The sequence below is a fragment of the Marinomonas pontica genome, from assembly GCF_026191375.1.
Taxonomy (GTDB): domain Bacteria; phylum Pseudomonadota; class Gammaproteobacteria; order Pseudomonadales; family Marinomonadaceae; genus Marinomonas; species Marinomonas pontica.
Window position 1 is genome coordinate 30,364 of sequence record NZ_JAODTL010000040.1, and the last position, 13,823, is coordinate 44,186.

A 13,823-nucleotide genomic window follows, 5' to 3' on the forward strand; every position below is an offset into this window, starting at 1 on the left:
GTATTTTCTCATGTTCGCGATTTTTGTTTTGTCTTTTTTTTCAGTATTAGTGTAAGAAAGCCACGCCTGCCCACGTCAAAGTTCTAGAAACACAAAAAGCCGCTTGGTGTTGACCAAGTGTTTAGACGAATTGAGTGGGTAATGTACCGTGATTGCAGAACTTCAAGCATGGCTGACATCGGGAAACACGTCCTTAACGCTGTTGTGTGTTGGCATTGTGCTTTTGTCTTATTTACTTGAAGACTTAGCGATTGCCACAGCAGCCACCGTGTCAGTGCAAGGACATTTGTCGCCATCGCTTGCGTTGTTGTCGATTTTTATCGGCATTGCCAGTGGTGATGTGGGCTTGTACTTATTAGGGCGTTACGCCCGTAATGTCCGATGGTTGCGCTACCGTGCTTTAACCCATACCTCTTTTAACGTTGTAAGAGAAAAGCTTACTCAACGCGCTTTTGCGAATTTGTTCTTAATTCGCTTTATCCCCGGTTTGCGAACCATTGGTTTTACCTTGAGCGGTTTTTTCTATCCCACTCCCGCTGTTTATGAGCGCCGTTCTGCTGGCGACGTCCCTATGGACGTTGGTGGTGTTTACGTTGATATATCAGCTCGGAAACGTTGTGTTTTCTGCCTTGGCCGAATGGAAGTGGGGGGTGATCCCCTTGGCCTTTGTTTTGTTGTTTTTGATGAATCGTTTTCTGACACCGTCTTTCACACGAGGTAAGTTATGAGCGCCATGACAGAAGGGCGGTTCATTTCGCCTGGTAAAATGAATGCGGGAATGCCGCTGCTGGAAGTGGAGCAAAACGCCAGTATTTCCCCTTATGAATTTATGCCGAGCTGGTTTTTCTATGCGCCAGTGGTCATACAGAGCCTTGCGTTAGGTCTGCGTCATGGTGACCTGTGTTTGCCGTTAATTGCCAACCCAAGTATTAAGTTGAGTGGCATGGTAGGCGAATCCAAGACCGATATTTTGAACTTGGCTGGCCCTGTTGCGAAACAGTGGATTGAGCCTTTTATTACACTGACGAAAAATGCTCATAACCTTGATGCCCAGCTAGAAAGCGCTATGCAAGCCATGAACTCGGCTCAGCTGTCTTTTCCCATTGTGGCGAAGCCAGATTTGGGGTGTCGAGGTGTGGGAGTCAAATTACTGAAATCCAAAGCGCAGCTGCGCGATTATCTTCAAACGTTTCCTGCATCTGCGCGGTTTTTATTACAGCGTAAGGCTCCCTATCAAGCCGAAGCTGGTGTGTTTTATGTGCGTTACCCCGGCCAAGAACAAGGCAAGATTATTTCCATAACCTTGAAATACGCTCCCAGTGTGGTTGGTGATGGTACACACACTCTAAAAGAGCTGATCGAGCGTTGCCCACGAGCGGGTCAGCTTACGCATTTGTACTTTCCGCGTCATACACAAAAGCTGGATTGGGTTCCCGCAGAAGGCGAAGAGTACCCACTCGCGTTTGCGGGCAGTCACAGTCGTGGCTCGATTTTTCGTAATGGCAACCAATACATTTCACCCGCATTAACGCGTCGGCTTGATGGCATTTTGAAGGACGTAGACGGCTATTACTACGGTCGTTTGGATATCAAATTTGCAGACATGGAGTCTTTCATGGCGGGCGAGAATTTCTCCATTTTAGAAATGAACGGCGCGAGCAGTGAAGCAACACATATTTGGGATCGTCAGACCTCATTGTTTGAGATTTTTAGCACGTTGCTGAAGCAGTATCGCATTTTATTTGAAATCGGTGCGTTGCAGAGAAAACGCGGAGTCAAAACGCCAAGTCTGCGTGCGTTATTGCAGGCTTGGCGTGAAGAAAAGTCATTGGTTCAACATTATCCAAGTACGGATTAGTCAACGCATTGTATGAAAGGAACGAGTATGCAATCGGTATGTAAAAAGAGCGCCGTTGATCTGCCGCAGTCCATCCCATATGCGCCTACGATTCAGGGGGCGCTGGAAATATTTGGTCAGGCATTGCGTTGCTTGCGCAGATTAGATGATGAGGCGTACCAAGCGTCGATGAAACCGTATGTGAGCAGCTCTATTGGGGAACATTTCCGCCATTGGTTGGACGTGTTTTACGCCATTTATCGAGCCAGCATTGTGATTGATTACAATCAAAGGCGCCGCGGTCATGACGTTGAACGATCGCGAAAAGATGGCCGAAGACGATATTACTGTGTTGGTTCAGTGGTTGACCGGACTATCGGAAAAGCAGCTTAAAACAAGCGTGACCATTGTGACGGAAGTGTCGGTAACACACACGCAAGATTGTCTTATGACATCGACCTTAGAACGAGAAATTACTTTTGCCGCGCTTCATGCAAACCACCATTTTGCGATGATCAATGTCGCAGCCAGTTTAATGAATAAGCCAATGGATGATGACTTTGGTATTGCGCCAGCCACAGCCACTTTTTTGCGAGGGCAATAACTATGTGTTCGGTTTCTTGGTGGATAGACGCATCGGGGTATCAATTGTTTTTCAATCGTGATGAGCAAAAATCCCGTGCGCCAGCGTTGCCACCTCAGACGTTTATTCTGCGAGGGGTTAAGGTGTTAATGCCGGTTGACCCTGTTGGTCAGGGCAGTTGGATCAGTGTCAACGAACACGGTTTGTCACTGTGCTTGTTGAATCATTACCAAGGCAAAAAGCCCGCTGGAGAGCTGATTAGCCGAGGACAATTGGTAAAGTATTTGTCTAGTGCGAAGACGATTGCGGAAGTGGCTCAGCGGTTTTCAGAATTGAAATTGGGCGTGTTTGCCCCTTTTACCCTGCTGGCATTTGAATTGGGTCATTCTACCGCACGGGAGTTGCAATGGAATGGGGAGTCGTTCTGTGTTGTGGCGGCGTTTTCGCCGTATTTCTCTTCCGCAGTGGCGCTGGAAGACGTAGTTACCTATCGACAATCTGTCTATGACGCATTACCTAACATTGATTCGCACACCTTGTTGGCCTTTCATGCTCAGCATCATCCAGAGCAATCGCATATGTCGGTTTGTATGCATCGTGATGACGCGCAAACGGTGAGTTTCACTGGCGTAAGAGTGTCTGAACAGCATCGACAAATGAGCTATGTAGCGGGGTCGCCTTGCACGCATTTGACGGCCGCGACGTTAGCATTAAAAACAAGTTACTTAGAAAAAACGGAATCTCACCCTGGTCTTTTTGTTTAACCCTAGTTTAGGAGTGCTTATGACGCGCTTAATGGTTTTTTTGACTTTGTTTATGAGTGGCTTTGTGGTCGCGCAAGATGAAATTTATACCGGCTATTTTAGCAATAAAGCCTTAGATGGATACGATACGGTGGCGTATTTTACCGACAATAAACCTGTGGAAGGCAAGCCTGATTTCGTGACCACATACAAAGGCGCGGATTGGTATTTTGTGTCGCAACAGCATTTGGATATGTTTGTGGCAGAGCCTGAAAAATACGCGCCGCAGTACGGTGGTTATTGTGCTTGGGCGATTTCAGCGAAAAACGATTTTGCCTCGGCTGACCCAAAAGACTGGGCCGTTGTGGACGGCAAGTTGTACCTGAATTACAACGACGACATCAAGCGCAAGTGGGATCAAAATCGTGCCTTGCACATTAAGCAGGCCGATGAAAATTGGCCCGCACTGATCCGCCCATAACCGCAATTCATAAGGTCAATTACGATGAAATCTTCTTTTATGAAACCGTCTTTTACTAAGTATGTTCCCGCTGTCTTTATCGCGTTTGTTTTTGTGCAGTCGTTGTTTTTTAAATTTACTGGGTCTTATGAAACCGACTATATCTTCGGTGTGTTGGGGACTTGGTCTGGTTTGGCGTTCTTTGGGCAATACGGTGGCTACATTATTGGTGTGGCTGAACTGATTGCGGCTCTTTTGCTGTTCAGTCGTTGGCATGGTGTCGGGGCTTTGATGGCGCTGGGAGTCATGAGCGGGGCGATTGTTTTCCATTTTTTCACGCCGTTGGGTGTGGTCATGCCTGAGTTTAACGCCGTTGGTGAGGTCATTGGCAATGATGGCGGTTTGTTGTTTGGAATGGCGTGTTTGGTGTGGTTAAGTGCGGCGTTTTTAACGCTTCGGGATACAAAACATCCGCAAGGCACTTTGAATCAAATTGTCGCTAAATGGGTGTATTGAGGAGCATTATTATGTTGGCTACTTCGACGCGTGTGTTGAGTCCTTTTCGTTTACCACGAGTCACACCATTTGGTGTGGGGGAATCGATTGTAGAATGGGCGACAGGACTCGCTGCATTAGATCGCTTGTACCAACATCGACCTCGTTGTCAGTCCTGTTTTGAGTTTATGCGTTATACCCTAGATGCATTGAATATTGACTATTCGATAGCCAAAGGTGGACTCAATAACCTTCCTCAAAAAGGCCCTGTCGTGGTTGTGGCGAATCATCCTCTTGGGGCGATTGAAGGGGTGATATTGGCGGATTTGGTTGGTCGTGTCCGTTCTGATGTGAAAGTGTTGGCCAATGAACTGCTGAAGCGCTTGCCTGAAATCAGTGAGCTGTTTATTGGTGTGAATGTGTTTGGTGGCGCGTCGGCACAGCGCACGAATGGCAAAGCGATTCGCGATGCGCATCGACATTTAGCCGAGGGCGGTGTGCTGATTGTTTTCCCAGCGGGTGAAGTATCGACTTACCTCAAAGACACGCCAACGAGTGAGAAAACGCTGGCGGACATCGAATGGAGTCAGTCGGTGGCGAACTTCTTAAAGCGCAGCCACGCGATTACCGTACCGATGTTTATTAATGGACAAAACAGCGCGTTGTTTTATCAAGCGGGTCGTCTTCACCCTTTACTTCGCACGGCGTTATTGGGGCGCGAATTACTCAATAAACGATCGTCGGTCATTGAGGTCTCCATCGGCGACGCCATCCCGTATTCGGAAATGAGCCAATTTGACGACAATCGTGAGCTGGTGAGCTATTTGCGTTTAAATACCTATTTAATGAGTACGCAGCGAACAGACCGTGAAAGCGAGCAAGCAACGGCGGTGGATTTGCCGATTATTTCACCGCTAGACCCCAATGTACTGGATGCAGAAGTGATGGCATTGCCAGACAGTATGCGGTTGTTAGAGCAGGGGGAATTCTGCGTGTATTGCGCACCAACACATTCTATTCCACAGCTGATTCAGGAAATTGGTCGAGTCAGGGAAGAGAATTTTCGTGCTGTGGGTGAGGGCAGCGGTTTGGCGTGTGATGTTGACAAATATGACTTGTACTACCATCAGTTGTTCGTTTGGCACCACGGTAATAAAGAGCTAGTCGGTGCCTATCGTATGGGATTAGTGGACCAGCTCATCGAGGCTCACGGACTGGATGGATTGTATTCGCGCAGTTTGTTTAATTATGACCATGCGTTTATAGACAGTTTGGGGAGCAGTCTTGAAATGGGGCGTTCTGTGGTCGCAGCAAAATACCAAAAAAGCCTACAGTCCTTGCTTTTGTTATGGAAAGGCATTGCGACTTTTGTGTCTCGAAACCCTCGTTACACGCACCTTTTTGGCCCTGTCAGTATCAGTAATAACTACAGCCAATCCGCACGTCAATTAATCGCCGCGACCTTATCGATTCATTATTACGATAAAACCAAAGCAGAATTGGTGACCGCCTCTACTCCGTTGCGAAATCGCGGTTCGGTGTTTTGGCAGCCGAATTTATTGTCGTCATTAACCAGTGTGGCTTTATTGTCCAATGTGTTGTCAAGAATGGAGCAGGGCAAAGGCGTACCGGTTTTGATTCGACAGTATTTAAAAATGAACGGCAAGTTGGTGTGTTTCAACGTTGATCCTGCTTTTCACAATGCTTTAGACGGCTTGATCGTGGTGAACCTTAAAGATGTTCCCTTGGCTATTTTGGGAAAATACATGGGACAAGAAAACGCCAGTGACTATTTGGCAAGCTAAGGAAGACTGCGCGAGTTGACGTCTTCAATGGCGTCAATCACGCGGTTTGGATACTGCAAATGCAGTAAGTGTCCAGCGTCTTGAATTCTGTCTATTTTGATCTCACTGTGTTGAAACAACTGGCTTGCGAAGGTGGCATTCTCTGGATCTACCAGTGTGTCTTCAGTGCCTTGTAATAAGGTGATGGGAACCTTTAACCCAGACAGTGTTGTTTGGGCATTGGCCAAGCTTTGAGACAGTGCCAGTACTTCTTTGTTTGAGTTATTCCATTTGTCTGGGATCAAAAAATCCGGCGTCCAATCAAGCAAGGTGTTGTACCAACGGCCTTCTGCCAGTGTTGGGCTCAGATCTCCAGCCACAATCACCACGCCTCGCACGTATTGAGGGTAATCCGCCGCCAGTATGGGCACAAGAGAACCGCCCAAAGAATGCCCCACCAAAATGATTTTCTGTTGGCCGTTTTGTTCCCAAATGTTTTTTAGCATTAAACCAATTTGACTGGACTGTTTTTGTAGCTCGCTAGGGTAATGGCCCGCATAAGTGGATATTCCCCAGCCTGGTCGATCAATCGAAATGAGTCGAAAGCGGTCTTTTAGGGTGGCGTTCTGAAAATATCGGGCAAAAGAAGACCAATCCCCCGGCGTTCCGTGCACAAAGACCACTGTATGGCGCGACATTTTGCTCGGGTCGCTGCTGGCATAGTGCAATTTGAAATCGCCGTCCGGTCCTGAAATATACAGTACATGGTTTTGAATCATTCCCGGTGTATTCGCCACTTGCCTGGCTATGTCTTCGTTCTCATCTAGTTCTTTTGGCATCGAACAAGCGGTTAATAGCAGCGTTGTTACGCTCAGTACAAAGAGCAAAACCTTGTTAGGCAAGCGATTTAGCATGGCTTTCATGGGCGAGTTTCCAACATTCAAACAGGTTAGATCAGTGCGAAATGATAATACATTTTAGCGACAAAGCGTGCAGATGATTTTGTATAGAATGGACTCGCTTCAAAACGCATGACAGCTCGATCTTTTTGCCTACTTATTTCTTTCACTCTCTTTATCTTGATCTAACGCAATGTTTCAAATCGCAACTGCACTCATAATCCAGCCTTATAGTAAGCCTCATACTGATTTGGGGCTTCGGTGGGCGTTGGATAACAAGAACACATACTAAGTAAGTGTCTACGATCGTCTTTTTTCTCAATCAAATGAATGGGTTGAAGTTATATGATTAACGAAGCTGTAGTGGAATTATCGCGGTTTCAGTTTGCTTTCACTGCTCTGTACCACTATTTGTTTGTCCCTTTAACACTAGGGATGTCTTTCTTGCTGGCTATCATGGAGTCTGTCTATGTTATTACCGGTAAGCAAGTCTACAAAGACATGGTTAAGTTCTGGGGTAAATTGTTTGGTATCAACTTTGCGCTAGGCGTAACAACAGGTTTGACGATGGAGTTCCAATTCGGGACGAACTGGTCTTACTACTCTCATTATGTTGGCGATATTTTTGGTGCACCTTTGGCCATAGAAGGATTGATGGCGTTCTTCCTAGAATCCACGCTGGTGGGTTTGTTCTTCTTTGGTTGGGATCGTCTGAGCAAGGTAAAACACTTGGTTGTGACATGGGGCGTAGCATTAGGCTCTAACTTGTCGGCTTTGTGGATCTTGATCGCGAACGGCTGGATGCAAAACCCAGTAGGTTCTGAATTCAACTACGAAACCATGCGTATGGAATTGGTCGACTTCGGTGCTTTGTTGTTTAACCCAGTGGCGCAGGTGAAATTTGTTCACACAGTATCTGCGGGTTACACAACGGGCGCGATTTTCGTGCTTGTTATCTCAAGCTACTACTTACTGAAAGGCCGTGATCTTGCATTTGCTCGCCGTTCTTTTGCCATCGCGTCTGCGTTTGGTTTGGCGTCTATTTTGAGCGTTATTCTTTTGGGTGACGAATCTGGTTACGAGCTAGGCGAAGTGCAAAAAGTGAAATTGGCGGCGGTTGAAGCGGAGTGGGAAACACAAGAAGCACCGGCTGACTTCACGCTAATCGGCTTCCCGAATCAAGAGCTTGAAGAAACCGAATTTGCTATCAAAATTCCGGGCTTGATGGGCTTGATCGCCACGCGTTCTTTAGACAAAGAAGTCGAAGGCATCAAAGAGCTGAAAGAGCATAATCGTCAACGTATTATCAACGGTATCTATGCGAATCAATTACTTGAAGAATTGCGCAGCGGTAATACGGATCCTTTGGTAAAAGAAAACTTTGAAAAAGTGAAAGGCGACCTTGGCTACGGCTTATTGGTTACGGCTTTCAATGAAGACATGAACAAGGTGACATCTGAAGAGATCGATCAGGCGGTGGAATACTCTATTCCGCAAGTGGCGCCATTGTTCTTCGCCTTCCGCATCATGGTGGGTTGTGGCTTTGTGATGTTGGTGGTATTTGCTGCGGCGTTTTATCAAAATGCGCGTCGTCGTATTGGTAATAACCCATTGTTCCTTAAATTGATCGTGTTGTGCCTGCCATTGCCTTGGATCGCCAACGAAGCAGGCTGGTTTGTTGCAGAATACGGTCGTCAGCCATGGGCGATTGGTGAAATCTTGCCGGTTCACGTTGCGGTATCCAGTCTAACTGCGACGGAAATTTGGATAACAATTGCTGGTTTTGCTGTGTTGTATACCACGTTCTTGATTGCCGAGATGTACTTGATGATTCGTTTTGCGAAGCAAGGGCCTTCTAGCTTGCACACTGGTCGTTATGCACTTGAACAAGAAACGTCTCAGTTGAAGCAGGAGGTGTAAGATGGATTACGAATTATTAAAAGTCATTTGGTGGGTATTGATCGGTGTTCTATTGATCGGTTTCTCCGTGACAGACGGTTTTGATATGGGCGTGGGCAGCTTGCTAAAAGTAATCGGCGGCACGGACTCAGAGCGTCGTATTATGATCAACTCGATTGCGCCTCATTGGGACGGCAACCAAGTGTGGTTTATCACAGCTGGTGGCGCATTGTTTGCGGCTTGGCCTGTGGTGTACGCAACGTCTTTCTCTGGTTTTTATTTTGCGATGATGTTGGTGTTGGCGGCGTTGTTCTTCCGTCCGATCGGCTTTGATTATCGCTCTAAACTAGAAAACTCCAAATGGCGCACAAGCTGGGATTGGGGCATTGTCTTCGGTTCTGCTGTTCCACCGATCATTTTCGGTGTGGCATTCGGTAACTTGTTACAAGGTGTACCTTTTGAGTTTGACCAGTACCTTCGTGCGACTTACACAGGTTCGTTCTTTGGTTTGCTAAACCCATTCGGAATTCTTTGTGGCTTGGTTAGCTTGATGATGTTGATGACTCAGGGCGGTGCGTGGTTGCAAATGAAAACCGACTCTGACTTGCATCGTAAAGCCTGCCTAGCAACGGCTGTTACAGGAACATTGGCTGCCGTACTGTTTGTTTTAGCAGGTGTTTGGTTGGCATACGGAATTGACGGTTATGTGTTAACCAGCGCGATTGACGGCAATAAAGTACTAACGCCATTAATGAAAACCGCAGAAGTACAAACGGGTGCTTGGTTAGCCAATTACGAAAAAGTGCCAGCGCTTATGCTTGCGCCATTGATCGGTGTGTTGGGGATGTTGGGAGCCGCTTTGGCGGGATTGGCGAAGAAAGGCGCGTTGTCTTTCCTTAGTTCTTCATTGGGTATTGCTGGCATTATCGTGACTGCGGGCGGTTCTATGTTCCCATTCTTGATGCCGTCTTCAAGCTACCCAAGTATGAGCCTGACAATGTGGGATGCGACGTCAAGTGAGAACACCATGATGATTATGTTCGTGGTCGCCTGCATCTTCGTACCGATTGTGTTGGCATACACTTTGTGGAACTACTTTGTGATGTACGGTCGTCTGACGAAGAAACACATCGAAGACAACAATCATTCACTGTATTAGTCATTGGCTCTAAAGGGTGGAGCTCCCTGAGCTCTGCCTTCTTTGCAATAAATAGAGGAACAAAATATGTGGTATTTTGCTTGGGTTCTAGGCATTTTATTGGCGTGTTCATTCGGTATTATCAATGCCGTTTGGTTAGAGTTTAGTGGTTATGAAGGTGAAGAGGAGCAGAAGTAAATTCTATGACGAGAGAGAAGGGAGCAAAGAAGACTCGTCGAGCTGGTCGAATCAAAACACCTGAAGCGGTATTTTTGGGCTCGTTGGCCAATCAACAATCTGCCAAATACCGTTTTGCGCAAATCGCAGGTGTGGTGTTCGCGGTGTCTTTGGTGCTGCAAGCGTGGGCATTTGCTAATGTGTTTTCTGACATGGCCTTGCAGCAGTCCTTTTCTCTGTCTCTTTTGGTTGTGGGGTTACTTGCTCTTTTGGTACGTGCTTTGGCGAGTTATAGCCGAGAGCGTATTTGCACCAGTGCAAGCCGTGACATACGCTACGGCTTGCGTCGTAATATCGTGTCGCATTTAACCTTGCTTGGGCCTGCGCGCCTGAGAATCGAAGAAGACGCGGCACTGTCTACTCGCGTCTATGAACAAATCGACGCGTTAGACGATTTCTTCAGTCGTTATAAACCACAAGTGTTTATGGTGACTCTTATTCCCTGTGTGATCCTGTTGTCTGTTGTGTCTATTTCCTGGATCGCCTTTTTTGTTTTTATGATGACCGCGCCATTGGTCATTATCTTCATGATTTTTGTCGGCCACAAAGCCGCACAAGCCAACCGTCGACAATTTAACGTCTTGGCCATGCTGTCCAATCAGTTTATGGATTTAAACCAAGGGCTGGCCGAATTAAAGCGTTTGCATCGCACATCTCAGGCCAGAGAGCGTTTATCCAACAGCGCTGCCGCTTACCAAAAAACCACCATGGGCGTTTTGGTCTTGGCGTTTTTATCGACCGCGACACTGGAGCTTTTTGCTTCCTTGTCTATCGCTATGATTGCCTTGTATTTGGGATTGGGGTTATTGGAAGTCTTACCTTGGCAAGTGGGTTCTTCCCCCGTTACGTTAACTCAAGCCATGTTCTTGTTATTGCTCGCGCCAGAATTTTATTTACCGCTGCGACAGTTGGGTAACGATTACCATGCGAAGCAAAAAGCCGAGGCAGCCGCGACCGATTTACTGGAAATTTTACATCATGAGATTTTAGCCACACCGACTCATGTGGATTCGGCAACGGAAAACGACAATGCCGTGGCGCGGGATCACATAACGTCTATTCGTTTTCAAGACCTAAGTTGGCAAGAAGCAGGACGCTATCGACTTGCGCCCATTACGGCCGAGATAGCCCAAGGTGAACGCGTCTGGTTAAGTGGTGAGTCGGGGGTCGGGAAATCGAGTTTATTGCATTTATTGCTTGGCTTCGAAGACGCGTATGACGGCCAGTTTTTAGTCGGTGGATTGCCATTTTCTCAATTGAATCTTGCCGATTGGCGCAGCCAATTAGCTTGGTTGCCGCAAACACCTGAATGGATCAATGGCAGTATTCGACGAAACTTACTGTTAGGCCTTGGTGGAAAAGAAGGCAAAGAACTTCCCAATGAAGACGAGATACATACGGCGCTGAAAGAAAGCCAATGTGATGGCTTTGTCTATGCATTGCCCGATGGATTAGACACCAAACTCACAGAGTTGGGCACAGGATTATCTGGTGGGCAAATGCAGCGCCTTTCCATTGCTAGAGCCTTATTGTCCAAGGCCAACCTGTGGCTACTGGATGAGCCTTGTTCCGGTCTCGACAACGACACAGCGCAAGCGGTGTTAGATACTTTAAAGCGTGCCTCTAAAGGCAAAACATTACTGATCGTCAGCCACGATACACACCCCATTCTATGGGCAGATAAGCACTGGTCTTTAACCAAAGGAGGCTTGCATGAGCAATCACGCAAACAACACGGCGAAGCTATCGCTTAAACGCCTGTTATTGGCGAATCCTTGGGGCTTTATTGTTCCGTTTGTCACTGGTGTGGCGGCTACCTTAGCAGGTGTTGGCTTGCTTGGCCTTTCTGGCTGGTTTATCTCTGCCGCTGGTTTGGCAACCGCCATGGGGGTGGGCATAGTATTCAATTACCTCACACCAGGTGCGATCGTCCGAGGCTTAGCCATCTTACGAACAGCAGGGCGATACGGCGAACAAGTTACTGCGCATAATCATTTGCTTGGCTTGTTGCGGACATTGCGTCTTTGGGTATGGGATCAACGGGTCGCAAAAGAGTCGACTGACTTGAACCAACAAAGTCGAGGTGATTTATTGCAACGTTTGGTCAGCGACCTTGACCAAATTATTCGTTGGCCTTTGGTGGTTTTTTTGCCGTGGATGTACGCCGTATTAGCGTATGTTGCCGTGGCCATATTCGCTTTTTTTATCTCGCCAGATTTATTGTGGCCGTTATCCATCGCCGCGGTGTTTCATGTTTTGATTGTGCCTTGGGCGTGTGGCCACATTGCCAGTCATGCGGTGCATGTTGGGCAAATATTAGGTGTGCATCGTCGCAGTCGATTTGTTAGCTTCTTTTCAGCATTGATCACCTTAACCATTCGAGGTCGTTGGGAAGATTACGCCAAACGACTCGATCAACTGGATGTGCGTCAAAAAAACGCCGAAATTCGCATTCAACAGGCCGTTAGCCTAGGGCGACTGTTTTCCTACCTCGTAACCATCTTGTTATTGGCGTGCAGCCTGTATTTACTGGGCACTGTGACGACAGAAACGGGGCGTTGGGTATTGAACGACGGAGTACAAGGCACGTGGGTCGTTGGCTATGTTTTATCCTTGCTTGCTGTGAATGAATTGGTGTTGCCATTGGTGCAATCCTTCGTCGCACAAGGACAGTCGCAGGTAGGGTTACGTCGATTAAACCAACTGCATCAGTATGCGAATACTCCAATAGATCAGACGATCCCTCGTATAGAACAGCTTTTCTTCAAACAATGGCGCGGTTTTTATCTGCCGAGCCGCATGGGGAGCCCAACAACCAATATTCGAGTCAATCATGGCGAAAGTGTGTGGCTGCGTGGTGTCAGTGGCTCAGGAAAATCCACCCTGCTTGCGTCAATGGCAGGGGACTGCTTGTCGTCCGGAGAAGCGTACATCAATGATGAAAAATACGATGTGTGCAACAACCCAAGCTATCAAGCCAAACTCAGTTACTTGCCACAATCACCGTACGTGTTTCAGCAAAGTATCGCCGCCAACTTGCTTCTTGGTAACCCAAATGCCAGCGACGACCAACTGTGGGCAGCACTTGATGCCGTCGCCTTAGCTGACTGGGTCAAAAGCTTGCCGAACGGACTGGAAACCTTACTTAGCTCCCAAGGCCGTAACTTGTCCGGCGGGCAACGCAAACGCCTCGTGTTAGCGCGTCTTCTGTTAAGGCGATCCCCCGTTCTACTACTGGATGAACCTTTTGATGGGCTAGACAAAGCCACCATTGAAAGGATTTCTCATTCAGTACAACATGACTACAAGCCAGATATCTTAATCCTCGTTAGTCACGTTGGTAGCCGCCTTGGCGACAACGCGAGAGTTATAGAGCTGTAGCTCTTTTTCCCTCCCCTTATGTCTTGCAAGGGGAGGGTTAGGGTGGGGTTATTCTCTTCTTTGGGTTCTATTCAAACACTTTGTATTCCCAACCTTTTTTCCGCTCTGCTGAGCGGGTAACTTTTTGCAAGCGCCCAAAAAGTAACCAAAAATTCGCTTTATCGGGCTATCGCCCAAACGTCTCATTTATTTTCTTAAGATTAGGTTTAGCAACACGATTTTTAGAGTAAGGCATGGATTGTTCTTTTAGTAAGAGATAGATCTTAAAACAATGACTCTGAAACTCCATAAAGTCGCGCAACTTCGTCGCGTCGAACTGACTGCATCGTAGCTAATTGTCAGCTAGCTGATGCGGGGTCGAACCCCT

Annotated in this window: 13 protein-coding genes; 12 read left to right on the forward strand and 1 reads right to left on the reverse strand. The window is 47.3% G+C overall.

All coding sequences use genetic code 11. The features are described from left to right. Positions 1-148 precede the first annotated feature (148 nt). The 7 genes from N5P32_RS09900 (at position 149) to N5P32_RS09930 (ending at position 5,923) form a co-directional block, all read left to right on the forward strand. Positions 149-721 carry a DedA family protein gene (locus N5P32_RS09900; RefSeq protein WP_265728919.1) on the forward strand — a complete coding sequence of 191 codons (573 nt, stop codon included), beginning with the start codon at positions 149-151 and terminating at the stop codon, positions 719-721. Between the two features lie 3 nt (positions 722-724). After that, positions 725-1,858 (forward strand): D-alanine--D-alanine ligase, encoded by a 1,134-nt coding sequence (locus N5P32_RS09905; RefSeq protein WP_265728920.1) that lies wholly within the window; start codon positions 725-727, stop codon positions 1,856-1,858. Positions 1,859-2,141: 283 nt separating this feature from the next. Then, positions 2,142-2,441: a hypothetical protein gene (locus N5P32_RS09910; RefSeq protein ID WP_265728921.1), complete on the forward strand. Its 300-nt coding sequence runs from the start codon at positions 2,142-2,144 to the stop codon at positions 2,439-2,441. 2 nt (positions 2,442-2,443) lie between these two features. Further along, positions 2,444-3,184: an NRDE family protein gene (locus N5P32_RS09915; RefSeq protein ID WP_265728922.1), complete on the forward strand. Its 741-nt coding sequence runs from the start codon at positions 2,444-2,446 to the stop codon at positions 3,182-3,184. Positions 3,185-3,203: 19 nt separating this feature from the next. Continuing rightward, positions 3,204-3,644, forward strand: a complete 441-nt coding sequence (locus N5P32_RS09920; protein WP_265728923.1) for a YHS domain-containing (seleno)protein — start codon at positions 3,204-3,206, stop codon at positions 3,642-3,644. Positions 3,645-3,668: 24 nt separating this feature from the next. Beyond that, positions 3,669-4,139 (forward strand): hypothetical protein, encoded by a 471-nt coding sequence (locus tag N5P32_RS09925; protein ID WP_265728924.1) that lies wholly within the window; start codon positions 3,669-3,671, stop codon positions 4,137-4,139. 11 nt (positions 4,140-4,150) lie between these two features. Beyond that, positions 4,151-5,923 (forward strand): lysophospholipid acyltransferase family protein, encoded by a 1,773-nt coding sequence (locus N5P32_RS09930; protein WP_265728925.1) that lies wholly within the window; start codon positions 4,151-4,153, stop codon positions 5,921-5,923. Here N5P32_RS09930 and N5P32_RS09935 read toward each other — a convergent pair. Next, the gene (locus tag N5P32_RS09935) at positions 5,920-6,825 is read right to left on the reverse strand and encodes an alpha/beta fold hydrolase (RefSeq protein WP_265728926.1); all 906 of its coding nucleotides are present in this window, start codon (positions 6,823-6,825) and stop codon (positions 5,920-5,922) included. The two genes, N5P32_RS09930 and N5P32_RS09935, sit on opposite strands and share 4 nt — an antisense overlap. 321 nt (positions 6,826-7,146) lie before the next feature. Between N5P32_RS09935 and N5P32_RS09940 the strand changes: the two genes are divergently transcribed. The 5 genes from N5P32_RS09940 to N5P32_RS09960 all read left to right on the forward strand — a co-directional run bounded on the left by N5P32_RS09940 (position 7,147) and on the right by N5P32_RS09960 (position 13,456). Further along, entirely contained in the window at positions 7,147-8,721 is a 1,575-nt protein-coding gene (locus N5P32_RS09940; protein ID WP_265728927.1) for a cytochrome ubiquinol oxidase subunit I, read from the forward strand. 1 nt (position 8,722) lies between these two features. Beyond that, entirely contained in the window at positions 8,723-9,859 is a 1,137-nt protein-coding gene (gene cydB / locus N5P32_RS09945; protein WP_265728928.1) for a cytochrome d ubiquinol oxidase subunit II, read from the forward strand. 66 nt (positions 9,860-9,925) lie between these two features. Continuing rightward, a complete protein-coding gene (gene cydX / locus N5P32_RS09950) occupies positions 9,926-10,036 on the forward strand; it encodes a cytochrome bd-I oxidase subunit CydX (RefSeq protein WP_212918295.1) in 111 nt (36 codons plus the stop codon). A gap of 5 nt (positions 10,037-10,041) precedes the next feature. Next, a complete protein-coding gene (gene cydD, locus N5P32_RS09955; protein WP_265728929.1) occupies positions 10,042-11,829 on the forward strand; it encodes a thiol reductant ABC exporter subunit CydD in 1,788 nt (595 codons plus the stop codon). Then, positions 11,789-13,456: an amino acid ABC transporter ATP-binding/permease protein gene (locus N5P32_RS09960; RefSeq protein WP_265728930.1), complete on the forward strand. Its 1,668-nt coding sequence runs from the start codon at positions 11,789-11,791 to the stop codon at positions 13,454-13,456. The genes cydD and N5P32_RS09960 overlap by 41 nt, the downstream gene beginning before the upstream one ends. The last annotated feature ends 367 nt before the right edge of the window (positions 13,457-13,823 follow it).